Genomic DNA, 26,038 nt, shown 5'->3' on the forward strand with positions numbered 1-26,038 from the left:
AGTATATTATTTGCAAATAAAATCACCCTGTACCTAAATATAGTTTTTAGCGATCGCTTGTTTTTGACCAAACCTCATAAAATCGCATTGCTCCCGTAAGGACTTTAGTCCTGATAATCATTTGTCTGAGCGATAAATCGCTCACTACAAACTAAGAGTTTATTTTATATTTAATTATGTCTACCTACTTCCGACGGGATTGTTGAGTGCTAGGACTTACGCATTGACAGAAAACATTAAATATGCGTAATGGGAAAAGCACATCTTTCGTAGGGGTTTAGCAGTGCTAAACCCCTACAATATCGGTCTATTTACCATCAATCCAAGGCTGAAACAAGCCATTTTGGTCAAAGCATAACATGATTAATTTGTACAGTGCGTAAGTCCTAAGTGCGATCGCTACAATCACCTAATTTCATAAATGCGCTTTATATAGGGTAATTATTTTCAATTACAGAAGTGCGATCGCATTTATTTTTTACTTTATGGCACTCCCCAAATCTTTATAGTTCCATCATTGCTACCACTTGTAATAAATTCTCCATCAGGACTAATGGCTATACAGTTAACCCATCCTGAATGTCCGTGAAGCGTTTTTTTTAGTGTTGCAGTATTTAAATCCCATATTTTGATAGTTTTCTCACGACTTGCGCTAACTAAGTTTTTTCCATCATAACTGATAGCTAAAGATGTAATGTAGTCTGAATGTCCTGTGAGCGTATGTACAATATTTCCTGAATCTACATCCCATACTTTGATAGTTTTATCTATAAAAGCACCGATAATATTTTTTTCATTAGGACTAATAGCAATTATGTCAACTTCCGAACGAGATTGTAAAGTCTTTTTTAGTCTTCTTGTCTCTACATCCCAAATATTAATGATATGCATACCCGTCACAATAGTTTGTTTATTTTGACTAATAGCATAAGATCGTGCTGCCCATCTATCTCCTTCAAATCCTCCGCAGCTTCCGGTCTTTAAATTCCATATCTTAGTGCTATGATATGGTGTTCCACTAAATAGAGTTTCTCCATCAGCACTCAAAGCAACAAAAATTATGCTGACTCCACCTTGATTTTTAATAAACTGTCTGCGTCTAATCTTATCTGACTTGATTTCCCAAACTTTTATTTTGACAAATTTACTTCCATCAACTAAAGTTTTTCCATCAAGGCTAATATCTAGGGAAATAATAGAACCAGACTTGACTAATTGAGTATACTTTAGTTTACCTATATTTAAGTCCCAAACTTTTATTGTATCGTTATTACCTCCAGTAAAAAGAGTTTGATTATCAGGGCTAATAACCATACACTGACACTGAAGTGAGTGTGATTCTTCTTTTAACGTACCGATATCATCAAAAAGTTGCCAATGGTCATAGTTTTGCAAAATATTTTTGACTTTCGCTTCTGTTCGATAACGCAATAACAAATAAGCTGATTTTTTTACTTCTTCTGATTTCTCCTGTTGAAACAAATCTAGCAATAAATATAAGCCTATCTCTCCATAATTAATTCTGCAACAGCAGCAATTTTGACTTTTATATCATTACTATTTAAACGAAGCTTGGCTCCTTCTATTCCACCCAAAACTAAACCATTAACAGGTGGTGCTACTTGTCCACCAAGTACAGCATCATATTCTTTAGGTTGATTCTGATTCTCTGTCATTGCATTTTTACCACTTTACTATTATTAGTATTGCCATTTTTGATTACGGTTCTTTTTTAAACGAACCGCTGAGGCGCAGAGGGCGCAGAGAGGAGATTATTTGAGTTTAGCGATCGCACCCCTATCAACTAACATCTTCCCTGTCAATAAATCCTTAACTGTTACTACTAATACCCGTTGTTCGTTCACTTCAAATTCTGCCTGTATTCGGTCTACTCCTGTTTGTCCAGGCGGTTCGATATAAGCGATACATACTTGTTGATGATGAGTTTCTAAAGAACGATAACTATCTTGTTTTACTAATTGGCTACTCGTCATCCTTCCTTGAGTATCGTAAGAAACTTCCGCTTGAGAAACTTCTGCTACTTCCCCAATATCAAGGCGAATTTCTCGCTGTCCCTCTGTTGCAACTTGCAAAGTTAAAGTTTCAGAACGCGCCCCTGGATACTTTGCCCCTTTTTCTATTAAAGTTAAATAAGAATAACTTTTGCTGTGGGGTTCCCAAAGACGAATAGCATAACTGTGGCGCAGGTAATCATCAACTGCTGCCATTTCACTTAAAGCTAATGCGCCATGTGCGACGGCTTCAAAGGGTTTATCTAATTTTACCTTTTGTCGTCCAAAATAGGAAATTACCAGTTGTTGCACGGCGGGAATTTGACAAGTCCCACCGACTAATAAAACCTGTTCAATTGTAGATTTGCTCATCCCTTTAGCAAGTGCGATCGCTAATACTTCATCTATTGCCTGTCTTAACTGTTATAATAATTGTTGATTTTCTAAAATTTCGCCTAATTCATTCCGATGTAGTTGCAATTCATGGGACATAAAATTTTCATCATCAAACCAAGCTTCTTTCGCCTCATCTGTTATTGAAATTTGGATTTTTACCCTTTCTGCTACTTCCAGCAAATTCATAAAGCCGATTTCTCCAACTTCAGCACGGGAGGAACCAATTTTTTGCAGGTAATGTTCGACAATCCATGTATCAATATCTACGCCGCCAATAAAAGCATCAGATTTGGCAATAACTTCGGCACGCACTATTTGCTGTTCAGATTCAGCGCTGACAGTTCGTACTAAACTTAAATCTAGAGTACCACCGCCAAAATCAACCACCAAAACCACAGCACCAGGATGCTTGACAGCATAACCAAGGGCTGCTGCGGTAGATTCATCGACAATTTGTACTGCGGGAATATTTAACTTGTCGCCCAAGTTGCGGAACCAGTCAAGATATCGCTCAAATGCACCGACGGGAACTGTGAAAATAACGCTACTGGGTTGTAATTGCTGTTCAACCTGTTGCCAAATTTCCTTAAGAAACAGTTCCGAAACCACCTCAGCACTGTAACTATTACCATCCAACTGTCGGGGAGGTGGGACAAAATCTGCTGCCAAATCGCGTTTGAAAGCTCTAAAACAGCGTTCTGGCTGGGCAAACCCCAAGCGTTTGGCGCGTACAGATTCACCAAATAAAATGCGAGCGCGCCCTTCCACAAATACTAAACTGGGTACAACGCTAACTTGTTCTGCCCCAACCTCAAACCGACGCGACATCGAGTCAAATCTCAATGTCCGTGGTTTTTGCGTAATCAAATCAGTAATACAAACAACAGTATTGCTTGTACCAAAATCAATTATTACTGTAGTCATTTGTTATTACTGTAGTCATTTGTCATTTGTCATTAGTTCTTCTTCCCCTGCTCCCTCACCTCCCCCCTCCCGGTAAAGTGCGACTAACTTTGGCAGGGGTAAGAATTCGTCCTTGATGCTGATAACCGACAAATCGGATGTAAACTAACTCATATAAAGCAATATCAGCTGTGTCTGGTTGATGAATTTGGGGATTGTAAGGTACTTGTTCCCAAGGTTTGCCTATCTGTTCGTAACCCCATTTATAGAGGAGGTTATCTAAAGATGTAAACATCGAAAGCAGATTTTTTGCAGGCAATTCTGGTTTAACGCGCACCATCTGATGGATGCTGGGATAGTTTGTTAACAATGTCTGCAATTGCTCAAATGTCGAAGAACGTATTTCGTCTGTCAGTTCAAGACGCTGCTGCTGCAATTCTTCATGCAGTCGTAAGCCTTCCTGATGCAGTGCTGCTTTTTCTAAGACAAGCTGGTGTAACTTTTGCTCTAACTCTAAGTAATTTTGATGAGTTGCTTGTAGTTCATCCTCTAGCAATTCAATTTGCGATCGCGCCAGTGCTAACTTGTCAGTTTCTAAGTCTGCTTTGGCAGCGATCGCAGCTCTAATTGCTGGAATAATCAACAACAGAGTGCAAATCCCTATTGCCATTGTCAAAAGGCTTAAAAGAGAAAACATTCCTATCTGCATCCCTCTTAAATTTCTTTGAGAGACTGGTTTTGTGCCACTGTCTCGCCCTCACTGCCTTCGTAATACTCAGGCAATAATTCTTGATTTTCAACTTCTCCTAAAGCCTTTTCAATTCCCGATGTTGTACTTGTGCAACTCCAACCAAAAGCATTGATTACTGTTTCAGTAATTTTCCCATCTTTACCAATGCGATACTCAATTTTTTGATACTCAGCCATAAGTATAGTCTTTTAATTTTTTAGAGTTTTAAAAGTGACACAATAATCATCATGTTGTACCAAATTCTAACCAACGGCAATTAATACTGGCACTAATACAAACAAATACGTTTTGCCAATACATTAAAACAAATGTACTGTTTTGGGTCAATAAGATTTAACATAATTTACGCACAATCAGGAAACAAACCGAGCCAAGGGCGGACATTCTTGGTACTTATACCGTTTGTTGGTGAAGCTGCGCCAAATTTCCTTTACTTCTTATTTCTTTCTTTCTTTGTACCCTTTGCGGACTTTGCGGTTCGTTCCTCATATAGTTCGGCGCACCTTCATACAGAACTGGTACTTACATGCCGAGCGATCGCTCTTTCTCAATCTTGGGGAATGATAGACAGTAGTGCAAGCTGAAAGTATCATGTCACAAAATCCCAACCAGCCAAGACCTTTTGATGTTGTTTTAGGTAGCCAAATTCCTACCCCAAGCGATGCAGCAGTTTTAGGAGGACTGCCAGGAGTCAAGCAACGGTTAGCCAGTACTGCCCCACAAAATCGTATTGCAGCGTTAAAAGAAGCCCTCCAATACGGTGATGAAGGCTTAGATTTAGTCATCCAAGCTTTGCAAAATGAAGTCACACAAGTTAGGTGGGCTGCTTACTCGCTGTTAGGGCAAAGACAAGAACCTCGGATAAAACAGGCGTTACACGAGTACAATCCTTATGGGATTTGCCGAGAGCAAAGCGAATCCATATTTTGAAGGGGCATCCATAAGGGACTTCCAAATAAAAAAATATACAACTATTTATTGTGGGGTGGGCGTCTCGCCCGCCCATAGTCAAAGGCGGGCAAGTTGCCCACCCCACAAGGTTGGATAATTTATTTCCTGGAAGTCCCTAAACAGTTCCCTCGGTTGCCCTCAGTGGCGATAAAAAAACTCTTGTCAGTGGTAGTTCGGACGGTTCTATTAAAGTTAGGACTTACGCAAACAGTAGCCGAAAAGAATGATTTTATGGTAGGGGCAATTCATGAATTGCCCCTAACAGGTGTAGTTTTGCGTAAGTCCTAAAAGTGTGGGATTTGCAAACTGGAAAAGAAATTTATACTCTTGTTGGGGATAAAAGACAGGTGAATTGTGTAGCCATTAGCCCAGATGGGCAGAATCTGGTTAGTAGTTGCGGTTGTGACAAAACTATTAAAGTCTGGGGACTGGCTTAAAGACAACATAACTAGCTCATTGGGCTAAACTTAAGAAAGTTATGAGGACGCAAATATGACTGACAAAAATCGTTCTCAATGGGATTTAGGCAGGTTTATCGAAACCCTGACTTACTTTGAGGTAATTCCTTTCCTTAACTGGGTACAGCAGTTAATCCAAGGTCGTCCTAAGGATAATCAAAATAGACCCAATGGAGGAAGAAACGTGGGTGTAATATTAGTAGCAGGTGCAACAGGTGGTGTAGGTAAACGAGTAGTGCAGCGATCGCTCCAACAAGGTTATAAAGTTCGCGCCCTAGTTCGAGATATTGACAAAGCACGGTCAAGTTTTGGTAATGATATAGACCTAGTAGTTGCGGATATCACTCAACCAGAAACTTTAACTTCTTTAGTTATGGCTGATATCCAAGCTGTAGTTTGTTGTACAGCAGTGCGTGTGCAACCAGTTGAGGGAGACACAGCAGATAGAGCAAAATATTATCAAGGTGTTAAATTTTACCAGCCAGAAATTGTTGGCGACACCCCAGAAAATGTAGAATATCAAGGTGTTAAAAATTTAGTCCAAGCGGCTGCAAAATATCTACCCCAAGCAAACGAAAAACCGATATTTGATTTCACCAAGCCATCAGCAGAATTAAAAGATTACTGGGGGGCGCTGGATGATGTCGTCATGGGTGGCGTGAGTGCCAGTAATATCCAATTAGTCGAAAATACAGCTTTGTTTGCTGGTAATGTCTCCACCGCTAACTCTGGCGGATTCGCTTCGATCAGAACCAAGAATTTTGATCCACCCTTCAACTTATCTGATTGCGAAGGTGTGAAATTGCGCGTCAAAGGTGACGGTCAACGTTATAAAATATTCCTGCGGACAGATACAAAATGGGATGGTATTGGCTATAGCTATTCTTTCGATACCGTAGCTAATACGTGGATAGATGTTCATATTCCCTTTGCAGATTTGATTCCCGTCTTTCGGGCAAAAGTTGTCAAAGATGCGCCGCCAATTGAGCAGCATAGAGTTTGTTCATTCCAACTGATGTTGAGCAAATTTGAATATGATGGCGCTTTGAATCCTAAATTTTCTCCCGGTGGTTTTGCTTTGCAGTTGGAATCAATTAAAGCTTACGGCGGGACAACTTTACCACAATTTATTCTCGTCAGTTCAGCAGGCGTGACTCGTCCCGGACGCCCTGGAATTAATTTAGATGAAGAACCGCCAGCGGTGAAATTAAATGACCAATTGGGAGGAATTTTAACTTGGAAGTTGAAGGGAGAAGATAGTTTAAGAGAAAGCGGAATTCCTTATACGATTGTTAGACCTTGTGCTTTAACTGAAGAACCAGGAGGTAAGGAATTAATATTCGAGCAAGGCGATAATATTAAGGGAAAAATCAGCCGTGAGGATGTAGCAGAACTTTGCGTGCAAGCTCTAAAACTAGGAAAAGCTTCTAATGTCACGTTTGAAGTAAAACAGGGAGATAATACTGTTAACTCTATCGATTGGCAGAAGTTATTTTCTAATTTAGTAAAGGATAAATAAGTGAAGTGACTACAGACTTATAGCGCTTCCCAAGTGGATGAAGTACATATACATATCAAAATCAAAACCTCACCCCCAACCCCTCTCTGATCCTTTGGAGAGGGGAGATAAATCACAGCTTTATCGGGGTGAGGTACAGCTTAACCTCACTCATATTAGGAAACGCTATATACTCTCTAGGCATCCCAACATATCCTATCTAAATAGACTGTTATGAAAAAAATCCAAGTGCTAATATTTGCCGGGATTTTAGCAACAATTCTCTGGGGTGGGTTATTTGGAAAGACTGCTTCATCCCAGCAAGTGGAGTCCCGCATCAACAACCTAGAAGCGGACTTTAATCGTGTCGAGTCACGATTAAACCAAATAGAATCTCAACTGGGTTCAAGCCGCCAGTCTCCATCCTCAAGAACAACACTTACCCCACGCCAGTCAACTGGTTCCAGAAGGAACTTATCACAACAAGATCCGATGTTTGATCGGCTTGCAACTTTGGTGGTTGAATTGAAGCAACAAGTCAACAAATTAGAAGCGCGAGTTTCTAAATTAGAAAGTCGCTGAGTCTTTAAATTATTTTATCTAGAGTTAAGTAAAGCGGCATAATTAACAGTATAGGGTGAGGTTTTATATTTAATTTGACCCACTTACTTATCTTCATGTTATATCGGTAGATCGTATTTATTATAGAGAACTTTTATATGTCGGCTAAACTGTTCCTCTACAAAATAGCTGCTGGAAAATTCACTTGCAAAAGAAACCTGATGAAAGTGATAATCTAGATTCAGTAAATTGTAGACAAGTCTTAAAAAATAATCATCTATCCAAAAATCTATATCAAATAGTGAAATGCCATATTTTCCTTCTAACCTGCGATTTAAAGTTTTAAGTAACCAAGACCATTGAGGTTTGAGGGTTGGGTCGATGCGGTTCCCAAATACAGGATTAAAAAACTGATTTACTTGAGTAGTTCTCATATCAATCACTTTAGCTAATATATCTGCTGCCTGAAGTGGAGATGAATTAAACCAATAGTTAGCAACTACTAAATCATGTAAATAAGCAATGACAATTTTTGGATTTTCTTTAATGAACTGCGAACGACAGACAATTCCTCTGATTGATGGAATTCTTAAACTAACCGTCTGAGAGAGGAGCAGCTTTCTGACAAAACCATATCCTTCTAAAATTGAGGCAAAAGTATGACAACACACATAAGCATCGATAGTTTTATTTGCCAAACTCTTACTTGCTTTACGAGGATTTTCATTCGCTAATCTGCAATCCTTACTGACATCCATATCATAGATGTCAAAAAGAGTAATGATGAATCTATGAGCATTTGAACCAAATAAGGTAGAAATTCGTTTACCTTTCAAATCCTGAACAGTATTTATAGAAGAATCTTTATGCACAACAATATTTATATCTTGACCTAAAAGATTGTACGAAGCAATCCCAATCAATTTAGAACCAAAACTTACATCATCGAAGAACTGGCTACCATTATTCAATAGAGAAATATCATCTAAAATACAAATATCTAATTCTCCCCGTTTCATTTTTTGGTTCATTTGTTCCCCAGAAGTAAACGGGATAATTTGTAAATCAAAATCTCGGTTAATTTCAATATTTTTGAACATAGGCTGTTCAAGTGATGAAGATGCTCTCTGTAAATCAGAAACATGCTTAGTCCCATATCCGGCAACAAACTGCCCTACAGAATCACTCTGAATACCTATCCTAAGAATATTTTTTTCATTAGAAGAATAGCTATCTAAAATTAGATTTACATTAGGTAAACTTTCTAAATTATTCTGATCGAGTCTAAAACTTCTCACCAAAGTCTCTGCGGATATTAACAACTCACTAAAGCGAGGAACATGAAGATAAATGCCATATTCATTAATATCTTCAATAGTCAAAGTTAATACTTTGTATTGAGATATTATGTTAGCTTCACAAAAATCAGGTAGAATCGTTAGTTTTTGATTCTTTGAAGCATATTTTAGGACATCTTGATAATTATATAGTACCTTCACACCACTTAATTTATTCATCAAAAACCTATTTTTAGATAGTTCTTCATGGACCTCATCTAAAAGTACAATATCAGCTATATCAATATCATTTATTTTAACTAAGCTATGCTCATTAAGATATTTAGTTGCCCCAAAGGAGACAAGCAGCATTTTATGAGTTGTTAATCTAGTACAGTGATGTTCTTCCTTATATCCAGAGCAACTGTTGAGTAAGAGGTCCATCTCTATAACTTGAGAATTCGAGAAAAATATGTTATTTTTTACCGTTATCTCTTTGATATTTCTCCCTGTAAAACAAAGCTCAAATCGCTGTGTATATTGTTTGAGCCAGACTTCTAAGATCAAATTAGTAGCCCCCAATATCAAATCTTCGCCTTCAGGGCTAAATGTTGCTTGAAATTCTTCTTGCAGATTTTCTACAGTTTCTACTAAATTAATTGTCTGAGAAATCAATTTCTTGCCTTTATTAGTCAAGCATATAGAGCCAGGAGAGCGATTTAGCAAAATTACTCCAAAATAATCTTCTATTTGCTTGACTTTTTTACTAATTAATGATTGGCTATACCCTAGTTTTTTTGCTGCTTTAGAGAAGCTACCACAGTCATCTACTGCTTTTAAAATTTTGATGTGATTTAGGGTAATATCTTCGAGTTTAATCTTGTTCATGCTAAGTAAGGCAAGATTTTTAATTACAACACAATTAAGCTGTTCTGCTGTATAGTTGCGATATGTCGAGTTCTGTATTTCTGCTTACTCCTCCTTGAATCAAGGTGATAACCACCAAGTATAAAATAATAATTAAACACCAAAAATTGGGCTGTATTCCATTTTGGAATAGCGAAATGGAATTTAAGTATATCGAATCACGACATCGGAAAAATTGTTGTGATAAAGTCTGATTCATTAAAAACTACGGTAGCGCGATCGGGTTATGGTATATTACTACCATCAGATCCTGAGATTGTCTACTTCTAAACTCAGAGTAGTCTACAGCCGCTCTCAAGCTTTTGATTTTGACAAAAATTTTGCTCTATCAAGTTTTAGCTGATTTGTTACTGATGACAAATTCGGCTTTGTTGCTTCACTTGCAAACTCAGACAAATAACCAAGCAGTTTCAATTACAAACGCACAATTATGGTAGATATTAAGTTCGCATACTGGATTCCCAACGTTAGCGGTGGGTTAGTTGTTAGTAAAATTCCCCAACGAACAGATTGGACTTACGAATATAATGCTCAACTGGCTCAAACAGCTGAAGAAGTTGGGTTTGAATATGCTCTAGCACAAGCCAGATTTATCGCCAGCTATGGCGCTGAGTACCAGCTAGAAGCATTAACAACCGTGTCCGCCCTAGCTCCAGTCACCAAAAAATTAAAGCTAATTGCAGCAGTTCACCCTGGATTGTGGCATCCGGGAGTAGTTGCCAAAATCGGTGCCAGTATTGATTTTATCTCTAACGGTCGGTTTGCTCTGAATGTAGTTAGCGGCTGGTTCAAAGATGAATTCACTATATATGGTGAACATTGGTTAGACCATGATGAACGCTATCGTCGTTCAGAGGAATTTATCCGCGTCCTCAAAGGTTTGTGGACTGAGGATGAGTTTCACTTTAAGGGCGACTTTTACCGGATTAACGGCGGTTGGGTGAAGCCTAAACCAATTAATCAGAATCCACACCCGGAGATATTTCAAGGTGGTAACTCCAAAGCAGCGCGGCGAATGGCTGGCCGGGTGTCTGATTGGTATTTTATGAATGGCAACACCATAGAAGGTGTGAAAGAGCAGATTGCAGAAGTGTCTGCATTAGCGAGTCTTGAAGGACGCAAAATTAAATTTGGTCTGAATTCCTTTATCATCGTGCGAGATACGGAAGCAGAAGCCCATGAAGTATTGCGCGATATTATTGCCCAAGCTGATGTAGAAGCCGTGAAAGGATTTGGCGAAGCCGTGAAACAGGCGGGATCTTCTACTCGTGAACGTCAGGGAATGTGGGCGAATTCCAATTTTGAAGACTTAGTGCAGTATAACGATGGTTTCCGGTCAGGCTTGATTGGTACGGCTGAACAAGTAGCTGAAAAAATTCGCCAGTTCAATGAAGCGGGAGTTGATTTAATTCTTAGCGGCTTCTTACACTACTCGGATGATTTGCCAGCATTTGGTAAGACAGTAATTCCGATTGTGCGTGAACTGAAAGCTAATCGTCGGACAGCCGATGAATTGGTTGCGGTGTAGCTAATTATCGAGAGTTAATACCAATTCTGTATGAAGATGCGCTAAACCATATTTAAGTACAAGAATGAAGAAAGAAAACGTAGACGCAAAAGACCCAAAGAAAGAAGTTAAAAGGGTTTGGCGCAGCCTCACAAAGAAATGGTAAGTAAGTCGGCGCAAATAATCATCACTGGTTTGCTAAAGCGCAAAACAGCCCAACTACGAGCCAAATACAGAGATTTTACTTTTCGTTACATAGTTTGGTTTTTTCTCCCCGACCTACTTGTAAGAATTTGATTTATTCTCACCAACTTACTTAGTTCTCTAATTTATCCTGGCTTTAACTGGTAAATCATTTAATGGTTAAGCCCCTTTTTACAAAAATTCAGATTCAATCTGTTAAAAGTTACGCAAAATAACTTTCAAACTCTAATTCCTACATGTTACGGAGACTTTGCTCAAGCCGCAAGTGTCCTGCTCTGTGCTGGGAATGGTTCGTTTTTGCGTTGTCAGTTATTTAATCACAATCAAGAAGGAGTTATGTTATGACATCAGTAATTAATACTGAACAAAAGGCGCATATTATTCAGGATGACCAAGAAGCGATCGCGATCGCTCACGAACTAGCAGCTGAGTTTGCCAAGGGAGACTCAGAACGCGACCAAAATCGACGTTTACCTGCTGAAGAAGTAGAAAAGTTTTCCCAGAGTGGATTGTGGGGAATTACAGTCCCGAAAGAGTATGGCGGTGCATTTGTATCGAATGCCACCCTCGCAGAAGTAATTAAAATCATCTCCGAAGCCGATTCTAGCCTTGGTCAAATTCCCCAAAACCACCTCTATATGGTGGAAGCAGTTCGCTTGGATGGTACAGATGAGCAGAAGAAGTTCTTCTTTGATTTGGCTCTACAAGGTAAACGGTTTGGTAACGCCTTCTCCGAAATTGGTACTAAGTCTGTTACTGATGTGCAGACAAAGTTAGAACCAGATGGTTCTGACTACGTACTCAACGGACGTAAATACTACTCTGCTGGGGCATTATTAGCACATTGGGTTCCCGTCATTGCCAGCAATCCAGATGGTAAAACAGTGGTGGCATTTGTCGAAAGAGATGCCCCAGGATTGACCCTACTTGATGACTGGACGAGCTTCGGACAGCGTACCACTGCTAGCGGCACTACCATTATTGAAAATGTGAAAGTTAAGGCAGAACACGTAATCCCGCACTACCTAGCCTTTGAGAGGGCAACACCAATGGGTGCGATCGCGCAAATCATCCAAGCCGCCGTAGACGTGGGAATAGCTAAAGCCGCAGTCCGTGACACCATTTACTTTGTCCGCAACCATACCCGCCCTTGGGTTGACAGCAATTTAGAAAAAGGATACGAAGACCCTCTGACACTCTACAACTTAGGCAATGTCCAAATTCAAGTTCACGCTGCTGAAGCATTGCTGCGACGTGCGGGTGAGTTTATCGACATCGCCAACGAGTCAGGTTTAGAAGAACCCAAGGTAGTTGAAGCATCGATCGCAGTTGCTGAAGCCAAAGCCTTAGCCACCGAAGCAGCATTACTAGCTACCAACAAGTTGTTTGAATTAGCAGGTACTAAGTCTACATTGGAGCAATTCAATTACAATCGCCACTGGCGAAATGCCCGCGCTCACACACTCCACGATCCCGTCCGTTGGAAATACTACGCTGTTGGCAACTACTTCCTCAATGGTGTCTACCCTCCACGTCATCCTTGGCTGTAATTGCCGTATTTTCTATTAGGGTCAATCAATTTTTGATTTTTGATTTTTGATTTTTGATTGACCCCATGCATTAATGCAGAAGCTTGAATCAAGAATTGTATATTTTTGATTTATTCCACAAATAAATTTGCTTGCTCTCAGATATTTTTAGATTTTAAATCTTGAATAAAAAATTTAAAATCTAAAATCTAAAATTCGACAAGGCATTAAGAGGTAATATTTAGCTAAATGCTTTGCCCTTGATAAATCCAACATTATTCAAGTTGATACTATGAGCGTTGCAAACCCAACCCAGAGGCGGAGCATTTGGAAAAATCAGCCATTTAAGGGACTGTTTTTTATTGCTATAATTGCTGTAATTAGCTATATTTTTGAACTCATTTTTGGTCAAATTATTCAACTGAATGTGGGAACAAAGTTAACTTACATCACTATATGCTTCGTCTGGTGGTGGCATTTAGATTTTTCCCTCAACGGCTATCCAGGTTCTCGCTTTTCCTCTACCCGATTTGTCCGAGGAACAGTGAATTTAGTAGTGCTATTAACGCTAGTTTATATTACTGGAGAAGCTTGGAAGTTAATTTCTGCAAAAGCAATTCTCACTGATACATCTGTTGGCTTGTGGGGACAAACAGCAATCATTGCAGCCGCCGCCAGTTTGTTCTTCTTTGACAACACAATTGTCACTACCGAGAAAATACGCAACTGGCATCCGATTAGCGGCTTTCTGAATATCTTTTTTGCCATCTTCTTTATTGCCCCTGCACTTACCTTTTTGCCGCAAATGTGGGGACTTCAACCGTTTTATATTCCTTGGTATTGGTATCCTTGTTCGACAGTATTCGGCAGTTTTTTTGAACGTTGGCCTTTGAACAAATTGGAACTAGGAATGCCACGTTTGGGGTTACTGCATACAGGTATTATTCACTCTGATTACAGAATTATTCCTGAAACAGCTAGGATTGGATTTATTTACAACAACGACAGGCCCAACCTTTGCAGCAATTTGGACAACTGTTGGTTTAGGATTGGTTTGGCAATTCAATATGTGGCCTTTCACGGACTTGTCACAGCCGACAAAAGGCATAGTTGCATCTGTTGCTAGTTTAATAATTTCGGTTTTGTTGTACCTGGTGACAGTATCTCTAGTAGGTCAGGAAAATATTATCCAAGGACTTTACTGGTGGTTCAATATTCTGTGGGTGCAAGTATTATTAATGGCTCCAGGATTATATGACGGAATTAGCCTTTGGCAGGATGTGCTGCCAGTAGTTGAAGAACAACCCCTGAGCTTAAATCGTGAAGGACGCCAGAATAATTTGTAATTCGTAATTAAAAATTAAATTACGAATTATGCACTAGTTAATAGTTGTAAAGGATGTAATAGCGTGAACTAAATAAGTAGGTAGACAAGATAAAACCAAACTATGTAACGAAAAGTCAAATCTCTGTATTTGGTTCGTAGTTGCGCTGTCTTGCGCTAAAGCGCAACTACGAGCCAGTGATTATTATTTGCGCCCACTTACTTAAATGAAAACATTCTCAACTCTTACTCTCTGCGTCTGAAGCCTCTGTGGGTGAAAAAAATTTACTTTTCAATCAGCAACGCCAAAATTTATAACGTTGCTGAGATGATTTAAAACGTGAAGGTTGTCCTGACAGTGCCAATTACCGCATCCTGATTGTCATTGTTTTGAGCAGGAGCGGTGATCCAAATTACGCCAGGGGTGATGGCAATGTTATCTGTAAGCCGATACTTGTAAAAGCCTTCAATATGTAAAGATAAATCGTTTGCAGGTGCAGGATTACCACCCCGATAAGGTTCTGCACCCACAAGAACACCACCAAGGTTACCTTGTTTCCCTAAATCTGGGAATGCCAATCCCAGAGCATAGTACCAAATTTCTGCACTACCACTACCTGCCAAATTTTTGGCGTTAGTGTAGCCAAAGAACCCATTCACTGCAAATCGAGAACTAAATTTATAGAAAGCTTCTACTCCGTAGGAGTTGGTAATGGTCCGCTCAAATGGAGTATTGGCTTGTTCTGTTCCGACAAGTGTAAAACCACTACCAAAATCAAATATTCCTCCCCGATTTTGGTAGGCATTTACATAAGTCAAACCTATGCCAGAGTTATTGTTAGGGTTCCATGCTATTTGTCCAAATGTGCTATATTGACCATTAAAAAAACCACTATCTGGCTGAGGACTGGCATGATCTCCTGCTAAGTAAGCCAAGCTCAATACCAATTGGTCACTTAATCGATAATTGAATCCCCCACCGGCACCACCACCAATACGATAGATAGGACTAGAGGAAGCAAATTCTGTTAAAGCGCGATCGCCTCCTGTGGCACTATCGAGATAAGGACTCAGAGTAGGAATAAAATCAAAAAATACTCCGTTTACGGCTCCTATATAAGCATCGATTTTGCTACCAACTGGGAAATAGTAAGAGAGCCAATCTACAGATAGGTTGTTGTTACTAGGTGCAAGATTGAAGGTTTGCAAACCTTCGGCTGAACCACCAGGAAGCTGCAAAGTAGTAGCGTTTCCAGTACTTAAACGAGTATTTAGAGTATCTTTACCTGTAAAACTAGTTTTGAAAACGAGGCGAACTCTATCTTGAAAAACTGTGTTATCACCATTAACTGAGCCTTGGAAGGCATTCGTAATTACAAAGATGGCTTCCGCAGAAAGTTTGGTAGTTGTTGAAAACTGATTTGCTTCTAGTTCCGCAGTCCTAGTTTCTAAATTATCAACGCGACCCCGTAAAGTTGCTAGTTCAACAGTAAATTCTTCTTGCAATCTTTGTACGGTAGTTAAGTCTTGTTTGGTAACTAAATCAGATGTAGCTGTTGCAATTAGCTCGTTGAGCCGAGATAAACAAGCATTTAAACCTGCTGCAAATTCATAGCGAGTAATTGCGCGGTTTCCGCGATAAGTACTATTTGGATAACCCGCAATACATCCATAACGCTCAACTAAAGACTGGAGTGCGCTAAATGCCCAATCAGTTGGCTCTACATCTGAAAGCTGAGATACAGAAGTTACCTCAGACATACTGTTTGTCTGTTGTCCGCTTGCATCACTATTGATTGCAGGAATTTTAGGCGTTTGTGCGATGGTTGTTTCCGAAGAATTCTTCCCGAAATTGGCGATACCTGCGGCTGGCTGCGCCAACGCAGTTGGTATATTTGTTTGAGTTACAGTTACTAAATTCTTGTTTTCTGCATGAGCTGATGTGCTGGCTAGCAAAGTAGCCCCCAAAATCATTGATTCCATGAATAAATTATGAAATGAACGATTGAACATTTCTATCACTCCTCACATTTTTGATTTGAAAACTTTAGTTAAAGCCTTAGATGTTTCAGGGACTTGTCAAGCTAAAAATTCATGAGTAACCCTGAAAAATGCTGAATTAATCTAACACTTAAGAATTTTAAAAATACACTTTGAGATATAAGTGAATTTCTGGCATTTTCATCTATATATTTCAGTGGAGAAAAGACTTGCCTTCACACAAATACAATCCCTGCATAAGCTGGTCTATTTGGTAAAACAATGTCTGTCCGTGAAAAAAACATTGTAGGTTTACCAAATAATCTGAATCTCTCGTAAATTATTTATAAACTACTGTATGCTTATCAAGTCAAAGTAGATTGTTGTATTTAAGTTAATAATATTGCATATATACTCGTGAAAAACAAGTAGATGAGAAAATTTATTCTCATCTACTTATTTTTTGCTTGACTCTCAATCAACTATTTTTGAGATTGTACTAACAACCTATAGCTTTAACAAAATTAATTTAATTGGAACTTGCTTTATTAGTTAAACTATGCAATTATATATCTATAGTATGGTAACTTTATCAAGTTACTGTAGTTTCAGCTTTTTTTATCCAAATTTATAGTTGCTCCTCACAATAAGGTTAACAGGAGAAGTTGCAAGGAATGCAATTAATCAAAACTAAAGAAATTCAAAATTATCTCGATTTAGCCAAGTCTTTAGGAAAGGAATTTGCCCAGACTGCTGTAGCGCGGGATGTTAAGGGAGGAACACCAAAACATGAACGCGATCGCTTGCGTGAAAGTAACTTGCTGAAACTAATCGTACCCACAGAGTACGGGGGTTTAGGGCAAAGCTGGATTACCGTTATGCAAATTACCCGCGAGTTTGCCAAGGTTGATAGTTCCATTGCTCACGTCTTTTCTTACCACCATCTAGGTGTAGTAATTCCGCATATCTTTGGTTCGGCAGAGCAAAAACAGCGATATTACTCAGAAACTATTCAGAATAATTGGTTTTGGTGCAATGCCCTTAACCCTTTAGATAAAAGAACTACTCTGACACCAGAAAATGATTATTTCCGTCTCAACGGGATTAAAAGCTTTTGCTCTGGCTCTCAAGACTCGGATATATTGCCGATCGCTGCGACTCATCAAGAAAGTGGTGAATTGAATATTTTGGTAATTCCCACCCAACGGCAAGGCGTTACTGTTCATCATGATTGGGATAATATAGGGCAACGTCAAACAGATAGTGGTAGTATTACTTTTGAAAATGTGTTGGTGTATCCTGACGAAATTTTTAGTAGTAAAGACAAACCCAGTCAACCCTTCAACACTATTCGTGCCTGTTTAACTCAATTGAATCTTGCTAATATCTACCTAGGAATTGCCCAAGGAGCATTTGAAGCTGCTAAAACATATACTTGTACTAATACAAAACCTTGGCTGACATCAGGTATAGAAAGTGCAACTAAAGATCCTTATATCCTTCAGCACTATGGCAAAATATGGGTTGATCTCCAAGCGGCCGTGTATCTAACTGAGCAGGCGGAAAAATTAGTCCAAGCAGCTTGGGAGTCGGAATGGTCACTTACCGCCCAACAACGGGGAGAATGTGCGCTTAGTGTCGCTACTGCCAAAGTCTTCGCCACTAGAGTCGGTTTAGACATTACCAACCGGATCTTTGAAGTTATGGGCGCACGCGCTACTAATGCAAAATATGGCTTTGACCGTTATTGGCGTAATCTCCGCACGTTCACTCTTCACGATCCAGTAGATTATAAAATTCAAGAGATAGGAAACTGGGCGTTAAATGATGAACTGCCAAAACCCAACTTTTATTCATAGTTTTTCCATTACCACATCTTTGTTAAAAATTTTGAAACGCATTAAATTTTCAGATATGCTTGACAAATTAGCTCTTATTTTTATCACTAAAATTAGGTTTTTATTGAGAATGAATAACGAATTAAATAAAGGTTAGAAAAAACGCGAGCCATCGCTAAGGTAATATGAATTCCTTGAATCATTTAAATCTGTAGACAGTGTTGATAAACCGATCAACTTTGCTGAGGAGAAGTAAATGTGGGAAACAGAAAAAACTCTTTCCCCACTCCCCACCTTCACCCGTCATTTTTAGGTTTGCAGACCACTAGTGGTCTGTCACATTAATTTTGCGGGGCTGCGAGAACCCCGACTTCTTGAAGAAGTCGGGGTTCTGAACACGGCGTCACCGTGCCGAAACGGGTAATTTGTCCGCTAAGGCTGAAACCAAGATGGGGTTAGCTTTTCAAGAAGTGCTTTTCCCTATAAAATTCGTGAAAGACCTATGGTTAGGCTACTAGTTTCGATCTAGTTTGAACGAAAAATCGTCGTTTCAGGCACTTGAAAATTCCTTAGCGGACAAAAAACCTTTTTTGGCACGGTGATGCCTTGGTCAACTTGGTGAGGGTGATCGCTAATCGCGTGCTGCTTCCTCTTTCGCCCCGATGTCACCAAACTACCATTTCCCACTCCTGAAGCGATCGCGCCCTTTAATATTGCAAATAGTCTGCTCACTCCACCGACAACTCACCCACCAGCAAAACCCTCAACTCCGTCACCCGCTTCAAAGCTGTATCATTGGTCAAAAACGCCTCACAACCAGCAATTATTGCCGCCGCCATCTGCAACGCATCGGGTAACTGAACGTTATAACGCACCCGAATTCTCGCAGCTTCTCGCGCAATAGCAACATTAATCTCCACAAAAACTACTTCATCTTGTTGCAACACATCGACGAAAGCCTGCTCTAAATCCACTAACCCCAGACGTATAGCACCCACCAAACACTCTGATAACGTTATTCCAGATACTACTGCTGTAATGTCAGCTTCTAACCGATCAAAAATTGGATCGACTAAATCCACAAACTGCGGATTGCGTTCTACAAAATAAATTACGGGTGCTGTATCGAGAAATAAGCGATCAACTCCAACTAACGCATCACTAATCCTCATTCCTTTCCTCGCAACAACCGTTCTCGATGCTCATCCCCTTCCCGTCGAGTCCGCGAAACCCATTCAGCCGCATCCTCACCCAATAGCGGATAGGGTGCTATACCCTTTAAATCGCTCCACTTGCGTTTTGGTTGCGCTTGAGTGATATGTTTCTTCACATGCTCCACCAAATGCCCCATCACCGTCAATTGCTCCTCTGGAGTCAGTTGCTCAATCTCGCTTAAAATTTTTTCAAGTGACGGACTCATCAAGCTAACCCTTATCAACTGCTGTAAATTTTAGCGTCTTTACTCTTGGATATATCCTATCAAGGGTTGCAACCACATAATTTTCAGACTGACTCAAAATAGGCGTCACCGTGCCGAAACGGGTAATTTGTCCGCTAAGGCTGAAACCAAGATGGGGTTAGCTTTTCAAGAAGTGCTTTTCCCTATAAAATTCGTGAAAGACCTATGGTTAGGCTGCTAGTTTCGATCTAGTTTGAACGAAAAATCGTCGTTTCAGGCACTTGAAAATTCCTTAGCGGACAAAAAACCTTTTTTGGCACGGTGATGCCAACACCACGAACCTCTGAAAACTTTTGGGACAGACCACTAGATATACATAGCAAAGTAATCATTGTAGATTTCTGTATTAGTCATGACTGTGAGTTCTATTTGTTTCTGTTCTTCATCTGTTGCCGAACTTGTAGCCGAGTCTAAGCTTTCTTGAGGAATAAAATCACCACAGTATTCATTCGCAGGTACAGATGCATTCATCTTTTGGGGATAACTCAATTTGAGATTATTCATGATGGTAATGAATTGACTACGGCTGCGAGCGCTAAATCTGGGATTAAGCCGCTTTTCTTCGCCAATGGTAGAAACTGTGCGTCCTTTATAGTCATGGGCAGGATATACCAAAGTATCATCTGGCAAGGTGAATAAGCGTTGTGTCACCACATCGTATAAAGTTCCAGGATCGCCTCCCTGAAAATCTGTGCGTCCACAACCACGAATAAATAAGGCATCACCAGTTAACAGATGGGTTTTATTCACCAAATATGCTATGTGACTGGGGGTGTGACCTGGTGTGAAAATCGTTTCGATGATTACCGATCCCACCTCTAAGATTTCGCCACCGACAAGGGAGCGATCGGCTTTTGTCACAGCAGTATTCTGGGGAACAATCACCTCACAACCTGTTTGTTGCCTGAGTTTACCTGCCCCTGTGATGTGATCGGCATGAAGGTGAGTTTCTAGACAGTAGCGTAGCTTTAATCCCAGTTCATCTAATGATTGCAAATCGCGGTCAACTTGCTCTAATACAGGATCAACTAGAACAGCATCTCCTGTCTGCCGATCGCCAATTAAATAAGTGTAACTACTAGTTGTAGGGTCAAAAAATTGCCGAAATAGGAAAGTTGACTGCGGTATCTCTGCACTGCCATTGCTTAACAAAGGCATCGTCGGAATAGTCCGCACACGCACTGGTAGCGACTGCAACAACGCCTTAGATAATTCCTGCGCCTGTCCCCGCAATTCTGGAACAGCGATAGTTTCCCACAAATCACCTTTGCGCGGAGTTCCCAAGGTATAAAGCAGCGTCGAAACCTTACCGTCTGCTGTATATAAAGCACCGTGGGTATCTGTATCTAATCCTAAACCGATGGCATTGGGGCGAATTAATTTCTGCGATCGCAAATTAGTAATCAGAGGATGAGGCGAAAGGCGATAATCTGCTGCTACCCCTGTACAATTCACAACGCGGCGGACGTGCAAAATATGATTAGTTTGGGTTTTGCGCCAGCACACGGTCACTGCTACACCGTCCGGCAAAGCAAGATATTCTCGAATCCGCCCTGCGGCAATGGTGAGTTGAGCAGAATCCAGCATTTGGGTGACAACATCCGCCACTTTTGGGGCAATCCGGTGACGATGCACATCCCAATAAGGTGTCAGATGACGCAAAAAACGCTGCTGTTCCCCAGTTGGTAGTTTTTGCCAGATTTTCTGATTCATGGGACGCAGAGAATCAATTACTGCTCGCCAGTCGTAGCCTTGGGTAGCAGCAATTTCTACCTCGGCACGCAGCCAACGTAACCAGGAGCGCACACTTTTTGGTGAATTTTCTGGGGTCAAGAAGCACGGATAAGGTTGAGCCGCTTGATGTTTTAGGGGAAATAATCCTCGTCGGGACAGAGCATAAATTTTACCGCGATGTTGGCGATCGCTCAAAGATAAAACCATGTCCACCATTGTCAGTCCCGTACCAATTAGCAACACAGGTGCATCAGCATCAAGGTCTGCTAGGGCATCGGCTGACCAAGCATTCCGCAGATAACTTTCATCATTACTGTTTGGGTTTTCAATGGTGGGGGGTGCAGAGGGTGAATTCCCTAATGCCAACACAACTCTGTCTGCGGCAAAACAGCGACCACTACGCAGAGAAATCATTGCGCCTTTTTCTTCAGGCTGTACCCCTACTACTTCATCGGTCAAGCGTTCTAGTCGCACATCACTGGGTGCTGTGGCTTCTGCTTCTGCCAAAACCGATTGAATGTATAAACCATAAACCTTACGAGGAATGAAGGTACTGGCATTGACTTCTTCGGGAAAAAATGCTACAAACTCATTGCGGTTGTGCTGAAGCCAACGTAATAAATGCCCTGGATCGTGGGCAAATGCACTCATGTTGCCTGCCGATACATTCAGCAAATGACAGTTGGTATCCGTGCTGTAGGCGATTCCCTTGCCAATTTGATTGCTACGCTCAATCAGCTTAATCGTGAGGGGTTGACTGGCAGTTTTCAATAGGTGGGTAGCGACTAGAGAACCACTAAAACCTCCGCCAACAATAGCGATCGTGGTTGGAGTATGGGCAGTTAAAAAACTAGGGTTCATGACGGTCTTAGTTAGAATCAATAGTTACGCTGATTTCATAAAGTCTATCTAACGGGACTAAACGCATTTACAACCCAACTAAAAGAATTAAGACTTTATTACCTCTAAAGTCTTATAATACCTCTTTTCCAGGTATTAAATACATTTAATTGATAAATTAACCGTAGGTTAAGATTACATAGTAATCAAGATAGGTTTATTCACCAACTTAAATAAGTATAAGACTTACGCAAAAACCGTCTCAAATCATTCCTCCGTGGATGCGTCCTCTGTGGTTCGTTTTTCGTTACCTTTGCGTAATACCAATTCTGTATGAAGGTGCGCCGAACTATATGAGGAACGAACCGCAAAGGACACAAAGAAAGAAAGAAGAAGCAAAATAAATTTGGCGCAGCTTCACAAATAAATAGTATAAACCGCGTCTATCTTGAAACCTGTAGTTCTTCAGTGATGAAAAGGATTTGCCCTCATCCCCCAACCCCGAATCCCAAAATTGGGATTCGGGGAGCCAGAATTTCAAAGTCCCTCTCCCAGATATGGGAGAGGGATTTAGGGTGAGGGCAAAAACTACGGTTCTCAACTTAGATGAGGTTTAAGTCCTAAAGTAATATCAAATCAGGTAGCATCTGAACGATTAAAAAACCGCTCCAGACGCAGAGAAAGAGGAAAAAGCAATAATTCCTATACAACTTTGATATAATTGGGTCAAATTAAATTAAAACCTCACCCTGCCTCCAGCTCCTCCCGACAATAATAAGGAGAGGGATTGAGGGTGAGGTTTTGTCTTATGTTTAATTACGCCTACCTACTTACAAAGCAGGTTTTTGATGTGTTGAGTTATTACAGCGATCATCAAGATGAAATTAATGCTTATATTGAATGCGATCGCTATGCAGGGAAAAAGTTTGTGATCTACTGACATTGTGCGATCGGGGGTTGGCAAAGCCTCACAAGGAAATGTTATAAACTGACTTCAACTTCCCCAGAAAGTTAAGCATGGCTGAAACCACAGCATCCGGCGACTCAATTAAGAAGCCATGACCCCCACCATTGAGGACTAAAAGTTCAGCGTTGGGAATGCCTTGAGCAAGTTGCTGGGAAAACTTTAGTGGGGTGAGAATATCTTGTTTGCCAACTAGAACTAGAGTAGGACAATGAATTTGTTGAAGGCGGTCTGTTGTGTCAAACTCAAGCATGGCTCGGCTGTGATGATTGAGTGAATGAGCCGCAGGTGGAAAAGGATATCTGATTGCAAATTCAATCAGACCTTCGATCATCCCAGGAATCGAGTAGAACGTATCTGTAAATATCCAGGGTAATACAACTTTTTCATAAAGTTTCAAGTCTACATTTTTGCAGAGGTCGCCCCAAGTCTCGATAATGCTGTTAAATAATCTATCACCCTTAGCCAATGATGAAAGTAGCATCAAACTTTGTACCTTTTCAGGATGTGCTAACACTAACTCTTGAGCTATCTGGCCACCCATTGAATGACCTACTAGATGCACCTTATCGATGGCAATCCGATCAAGCAATACTGCAACGTCATTAGCCATCTGCTTCAGACTATAAGGGTTTTCGGGAGCAGAACTTCGCCCCATACCTCGGTTGTCTAAGCGAATGACTTGATAGTGCGAAACTAGCGATGGCATAATCAGCGACCAATAAGCATGATCGCAAAGGAAGCCAGCTATTAATAGCAAAGGCTCACCCGTTCCCTTAATGTCGTAGAACAAATCAATCCCGTTAATCTGAACTTTGGGCATAGTCGATAATTCTGCTAAACCTAATTTTAAGCAGGGATGGACAAGGCTATACTCCTACGTTTTAAATCTCTCGTCCACCGGAATTTGATAGCCGTTGGCCAGGCGATTGGTCATGTTGGCAGTGGCTGCGATCGCCATTAGTTCCCCGAACATGGTATCATTCATCCCCTTAGCCTTTGCCCCTGCTGTGTGCGAGGCAATGCAGTACTCACAGCCATTGGTCGCACTCACGGCGATGTAAATTAGTTCGCGCATCAGTGGAGAAATCTCACCCGGCCCAGTCATCACTTCCTTCACCGCTTGCCAAGTTCGTTGCAAGGTAGGGGGATGATTGGCTATAGCTTTCCAAAAGTTATTGATATAGTCATTCTGCCGTGTAGCGCAGATGTCGTCATATACTGCACGTACTTCGTCGCTGGCTTCTTCGTATTCAATCAGCTTAGTCATCGAAAATTTGGGTAAAAACCCCGTCCTTTTATAGATACCAAAATGTAGGATACTACGTTTTTACAAAAAATAAAGGAGTTTTGATCGGTGCAAGCAAAGGCAATACAGTTCAGTTAAGCCTAAAACTCAACTTCTATGTCGCAACCTACGGTATGAGCGATAACATTATATGGAAATTGAACACTCTTTTTAAATGCTAGATATGAAATGTCAATTGTTACTAAACGCTTTGTTTACACAGATGAAAGTAAGTCATTGGTGGCTAAGTACCTTATTGTGGATAAGTTTGGCTACCCCAAGTGCAGCATCTGTAATCCTAAGAATAGCAATCGAGAGGGGAGTTAATCAGGTAACAGTTGGCAGTTCTACGACTGCATTAGTTAAAGATAGCACTGGTCATACTCTCGGAGAATTACCAGCAATGAGTTCATTTTATGCCTCTTCTGTTCCAGGCGGCGTGGCTTTAGATAAATGGCAGTCTGGTTTATTTTGGATTGAACCCACAGGTAAGGGATTCGTTTACATTGGCCAACGCTGGTATCGAGGCAGAATTCTTGTTGTCCCAACAGAGAAAGGATTAACGGCTGTTAACTGGGTTGATGACGAAGAATATCTCTACAGTGTTGTTGGTGGTGAAATGGATACTGAGTGGCCTGCTGAAGCTTTGAAAGCGCAAGCTGTTGCTGCCCGGACTTTTGCTCTCTATGAGCGAGAAAAACAACGCAATAATCCTGTTTACGATTTAGGTGATAGTCCAGATCACTGGCAGAATTATAAAGGAGTAATCAATGAAACTCGTAGTACTTATGCCGCCGTTGATGCTACTGATAAACAAGTACTAACTTATAAAGACAGTGTTATTCTCTCAGTTTTTCATGATTGCTCTGGAGGACATACTGAAAATGTTGAAGATGTTTGGGGAAGCCACGAGCCTTACCTGCGTGCTGTTGAAGATTACGACCAAAATGTTAGCGAGTGCAAATGGGTGAAAACTTTCTCCCCGACAGAAATTAGCGCCAGAATTTCTGGTGTCGGCAATGTTTTAGATATGATTGCAGAAAGTTACTCACCTTTTGGTAGTGTTAAAGTCTTAAAAATTGTTGGTGACAAAGCTACGAAGGTACTCCAAGGCGAAGAAGTGCGTACAGCCCTGAAGATTAAAAGTACCCACTTCAAGCTTACCAAAGCAGCAGATGGTAGTTTTGTTCTTCAAGGACTCGGTTACGGTCATGCTTTAGGCATGAGTCAATGGGGCGCATATAATTTAGCCAAAAGAGGAGTAAACTACCTGCAAATTTTAGGGCATTATTATCAGGGCGTAGCTATAAGCACAATTAATGCTAAGTAATATTAAATTAATACTTCTGGGATAATTTTGGTTGATATAGATTGGCTCTTGCAAAGATCCCAAGACCCCAATGCAGCACTAAATCCCCGTCACAAAACTTAATTACGAATTACGTAAAGCCTGCGGCAACGCTTGGCTTAACGCAAAGCGTGCCGGAGGCTCTATTACAAATTAGGTTGCCAAGCGCTGCCAAGCGTTGCCGAGATACTAACTTGTTATTTAATGGTACTAGCTGCGGTAAATACCTTTTCACCATCAGTCAAGATTTTATTAAGTAAGTGGGCGCAAATAATCATCACTGGCTCGT

General features: G+C 40.6%; 23 protein-coding genes and 1 pseudogene. 11 read left to right on the forward strand and 13 right to left on the reverse strand.

Features of this window, described 5'->3' with window-relative positions; translation table 11 throughout:
* Positions 1–483 precede the first annotated feature (483 nt).
* The 5 genes and pseudogenes from V7K32_RS17430 to V7K32_RS17450 all read right to left on the reverse strand — a co-directional run bounded on the left by V7K32_RS17430 (position 484) and on the right by V7K32_RS17450 (position 4,238).
* A complete protein-coding gene (locus V7K32_RS17430; protein WP_334995083.1) occupies positions 484–1,491 on the reverse strand; it encodes a WD40 repeat domain-containing protein in 1,008 nt (335 codons plus the stop codon).
* Positions 1,492–1,502: 11 nt separating this feature from the next.
* A complete protein-coding gene (locus V7K32_RS17435) occupies positions 1,503–1,676 on the reverse strand; it encodes a hypothetical protein (protein ID WP_334995084.1) in 174 nt (57 codons plus the stop codon).
* Positions 1,677–1,772: 96 nt separating this feature from the next.
* Positions 1,773–3,332: pseudogene (locus tag V7K32_RS17440) on the reverse strand (Hsp70 family protein).
* 55 nt (positions 3,333–3,387) lie between these two features.
* The gene (locus tag V7K32_RS17445) at positions 3,388–4,008 is read right to left on the reverse strand and encodes a hypothetical protein (protein ID WP_334995085.1); all 621 of its coding nucleotides are present in this window, start codon (positions 4,006–4,008) and stop codon (positions 3,388–3,390) included.
* A gap of 17 nt (positions 4,009–4,025) precedes the next feature.
* Positions 4,026–4,238, reverse strand: coding sequence for a DUF2997 domain-containing protein (locus V7K32_RS17450; protein WP_334995086.1), 213 nt, complete (start codon positions 4,236–4,238; stop codon positions 4,026–4,028).
* 415 nt (positions 4,239–4,653) lie between these two features.
* On the opposite strand from V7K32_RS17450, the gene V7K32_RS17455 reads away from it, so the two are divergent.
* From V7K32_RS17455 to V7K32_RS17465, 4 genes are all read left to right on the forward strand, one after another.
* A complete protein-coding gene (locus V7K32_RS17455; protein WP_334995087.1) occupies positions 4,654–4,992 on the forward strand; it encodes a HEAT repeat domain-containing protein in 339 nt (112 codons plus the stop codon).
* Positions 4,993–5,303: 311 nt separating this feature from the next.
* On the forward strand, positions 5,304–5,450 hold the full coding sequence (locus V7K32_RS28815; protein WP_442938764.1) for a WD40 repeat domain-containing protein: 147 nt from the start codon (positions 5,304–5,306) through the stop codon (positions 5,448–5,450).
* A gap of 55 nt (positions 5,451–5,505) precedes the next feature.
* Positions 5,506–6,990: a CIA30 family protein gene (locus V7K32_RS17460; RefSeq protein ID WP_334995088.1), complete on the forward strand. Its 1,485-nt coding sequence runs from the start codon at positions 5,506–5,508 to the stop codon at positions 6,988–6,990.
* Between the two features lie 213 nt (positions 6,991–7,203).
* Positions 7,204–7,551: a hypothetical protein gene (locus V7K32_RS17465; protein ID WP_334995089.1), complete on the forward strand. Its 348-nt coding sequence runs from the start codon at positions 7,204–7,206 to the stop codon at positions 7,549–7,551.
* 98 nt (positions 7,552–7,649) lie between these two features.
* Here V7K32_RS17465 and V7K32_RS17470 read toward each other — a convergent pair whose 3' ends face one another.
* Positions 7,650–9,695 (reverse strand): LysR family transcriptional regulator, encoded by a 2,046-nt coding sequence (locus V7K32_RS17470; protein WP_334995090.1) that lies wholly within the window; start codon positions 9,693–9,695, stop codon positions 7,650–7,652.
* Between the two features lie 469 nt (positions 9,696–10,164).
* Here V7K32_RS17470 and sfnG point away from each other — a divergent pair, with 469 nt between their 5' ends.
* From sfnG to V7K32_RS17490, 4 genes are all read left to right on the forward strand, one after another.
* Complete coding sequence (sfnG, locus tag V7K32_RS17475) at positions 10,165–11,262, forward strand: dimethylsulfone monooxygenase SfnG (RefSeq protein ID WP_334995091.1); 1,098 nt, start codon at positions 10,165–10,167, stop codon at positions 11,260–11,262.
* 524 nt (positions 11,263–11,786) lie between these two features.
* The gene (locus V7K32_RS17480) at positions 11,787–12,995 is read left to right on the forward strand and encodes an SfnB family sulfur acquisition oxidoreductase (RefSeq protein WP_334995092.1); all 1,209 of its coding nucleotides are present in this window, start codon (positions 11,787–11,789) and stop codon (positions 12,993–12,995) included.
* A gap of 271 nt (positions 12,996–13,266) precedes the next feature.
* Entirely contained in the window at positions 13,267–14,100 is an 834-nt protein-coding gene (locus tag V7K32_RS17485; protein WP_334995093.1) for a hypothetical protein, read from the forward strand.
* Positions 14,042–14,320 (forward strand): hypothetical protein, encoded by a 279-nt coding sequence (locus V7K32_RS17490; protein WP_334995094.1) that lies wholly within the window; start codon positions 14,042–14,044, stop codon positions 14,318–14,320. The genes V7K32_RS17485 and V7K32_RS17490 overlap by 59 nt, the downstream gene beginning before the upstream one ends.
* A gap of 311 nt (positions 14,321–14,631) precedes the next feature.
* Here V7K32_RS17490 and V7K32_RS17495 read toward each other — a convergent pair whose 3' ends face one another.
* Positions 14,632–16,311: an iron uptake porin gene (locus V7K32_RS17495; RefSeq protein ID WP_334995095.1), complete on the reverse strand. Its 1,680-nt coding sequence runs from the start codon at positions 16,309–16,311 to the stop codon at positions 14,632–14,634.
* A gap of 641 nt (positions 16,312–16,952) precedes the next feature.
* Between V7K32_RS17495 and V7K32_RS17500 the strand changes: the two genes are divergently transcribed.
* Positions 16,953–18,137 carry an acyl-CoA dehydrogenase family protein gene (locus V7K32_RS17500; protein ID WP_334995096.1) on the forward strand — a complete coding sequence of 395 codons (1,185 nt, stop codon included), beginning with the start codon at positions 16,953–16,955 and terminating at the stop codon, positions 18,135–18,137.
* Between the two features lie 504 nt (positions 18,138–18,641).
* Here the strand turns inward: V7K32_RS17500 and V7K32_RS17505 are convergent.
* From V7K32_RS17505 to V7K32_RS17520, 4 genes are all read right to left on the reverse strand, one after another.
* The gene (locus V7K32_RS17505) at positions 18,642–18,848 is read right to left on the reverse strand and encodes a hypothetical protein (RefSeq protein ID WP_334995097.1); all 207 of its coding nucleotides are present in this window, start codon (positions 18,846–18,848) and stop codon (positions 18,642–18,644) included.
* On the reverse strand, positions 18,845–19,288 hold the full coding sequence (locus tag V7K32_RS17510; RefSeq protein ID WP_334995098.1) for a type II toxin-antitoxin system VapC family toxin: 444 nt from the start codon (positions 19,286–19,288) through the stop codon (positions 18,845–18,847). Before V7K32_RS17510 ends, V7K32_RS17505 begins: the two co-directional genes overlap by 4 nt.
* Positions 19,285–19,536 carry a hypothetical protein gene (locus tag V7K32_RS17515; RefSeq protein ID WP_334995099.1) on the reverse strand — a complete coding sequence of 84 codons (252 nt, stop codon included), beginning with the start codon at positions 19,534–19,536 and terminating at the stop codon, positions 19,285–19,287. Before V7K32_RS17515 ends, V7K32_RS17510 begins: the two co-directional genes overlap by 4 nt.
* 345 nt (positions 19,537–19,881) lie before the next feature.
* Positions 19,882–22,170, reverse strand: coding sequence for an FAD/NAD(P)-binding protein (locus V7K32_RS17520; protein ID WP_334995100.1), 2,289 nt, complete (start codon positions 22,168–22,170; stop codon positions 19,882–19,884).
* Between the two features lie 787 nt (positions 22,171–22,957).
* Here V7K32_RS17520 and V7K32_RS17525 point away from each other — a divergent pair.
* Positions 22,958–23,089 (forward strand): hypothetical protein, encoded by a 132-nt coding sequence (locus V7K32_RS17525; protein WP_334995101.1) that lies wholly within the window; start codon positions 22,958–22,960, stop codon positions 23,087–23,089.
* 28 nt (positions 23,090–23,117) lie between these two features.
* On the opposite strand, the gene V7K32_RS17530 is transcribed toward V7K32_RS17525, so the two are convergent.
* Positions 23,118–23,936: an alpha/beta fold hydrolase gene (locus V7K32_RS17530; RefSeq protein ID WP_334995102.1), complete on the reverse strand. Its 819-nt coding sequence runs from the start codon at positions 23,934–23,936 to the stop codon at positions 23,118–23,120.
* Positions 23,937–23,990: 54 nt separating this feature from the next.
* Positions 23,991–24,383 carry a carboxymuconolactone decarboxylase family protein gene (locus V7K32_RS17535; protein WP_334995103.1) on the reverse strand — a complete coding sequence of 131 codons (393 nt, stop codon included), beginning with the start codon at positions 24,381–24,383 and terminating at the stop codon, positions 23,991–23,993.
* Between the two features lie 202 nt (positions 24,384–24,585).
* On the opposite strand from V7K32_RS17535, the gene V7K32_RS17540 reads away from it, so the two are divergent.
* Positions 24,586–25,731 (forward strand): SpoIID/LytB domain-containing protein, encoded by a 1,146-nt coding sequence (locus V7K32_RS17540; protein WP_442938765.1) that lies wholly within the window; start codon positions 24,586–24,588, stop codon positions 25,729–25,731.
* Positions 25,732–26,038: the final 307 nt, after the last annotated feature.

Source organism: Nostoc sp. (assembly GCF_036917635.1).
Taxonomy (GTDB): Bacteria; Cyanobacteriota; Cyanobacteriia; order Cyanobacteriales; family Nostocaceae; genus Nostoc.